We start from the raw sequence: 928 nt of genomic DNA on the forward strand, positions 1-928 counted from the left end.
CCAAGAAATAGTAATTAGGTATCGGATCCGCAGGATGTTCTGTGTAAACCGTCATCACAGCACCCTTTTTGTGTCCCTTCAAAACAGGGACAATGTGACCTGTTGTCTTGTCGTATACCATGTCCGTGCGTTCTTTGGTTAGTTCGGGAAAATGCTCTCTCTCCAACCAAGCACGAACCTCTTCCAGTTTCATCGTTCGACTTGGAACCTCTTTACGATGACCGGCATAATAAACCACACGGTCAATCTCGTATTCGTCTGGCTCGGGCTCTTCAGCAGACTTCACCGATGAGCCAGACTTTGCTTTCTGGGCGGGCTTTACCGATATCGCTGTTTTTGTCATATCCACCGGAATCAATTGATTACGCTCTTCTTCCGGCAAAGCATCAAAAATTGTGGTTTGTGCGTTCATGGTCATGAGAAACGTGTCCCCTTTTTCGCTGATATGTTGGTTTCATGCAGTCATTCCGACTAAGCCTGATGGAACTCACTCACGGTTTTTCCTGCGGGAATCAACCAGTCGGCATTCACACCCTGATTTGCTTGCACAGCACCAAGAAACTCGTCGTAGTCTCGATAGGGTGCATTGTGCGAAACACCTAAGCCGTACAGATGCGTGTTGTTGGGCGTTTGTAAAAAGCCAAACACCCCTCGCTCAACGACCTCTCTTAACTCACAAGAGACTTCGGCTGTCCAGCATACCCGCTGATCGCGATACACATTTGAAAACGGCCACCGAAACAGTGTCGATGTCGCGGTTACATTTGTATCGGTCGATACAGCTAAAGACAGTTCTGTGATCGCCTTTTTGCTGTTGCTCCAACGCACTCGATAAACGATAACAGGCGTCTGTATGAGATACGTCCGCTCACGAAAGACAAATGGATATTCAACTCCGGGTGTCCATCCAGTCATTACAACCGTTAGA

At 47.7% G+C, this 928-nt stretch carries 1 protein-coding gene and 1 pseudogene; both read right to left on the reverse strand.

What is annotated here, in order from left to right; all coding sequences use genetic code 11:
* A pseudogene (locus tag AN477_RS05745) lies at nt 1-418 on the reverse strand (hypothetical protein); the annotation flags it as partial.
* A gap of 53 nt (nt 419-471) precedes the next feature.
* The coding region (locus AN477_RS24965) for a hypothetical protein (RefSeq protein WP_169787848.1) at nt 472-928 on the reverse strand (457 nt) is incomplete at its 5' end.

This window comes from Paenalicyclobacillus ferrooxydans (assembly GCF_001399675.1).
GTDB lineage: Bacteria > Bacillota > Bacilli > Alicyclobacillales > Alicyclobacillaceae > Alicyclobacillus_B > Alicyclobacillus_B ferrooxydans.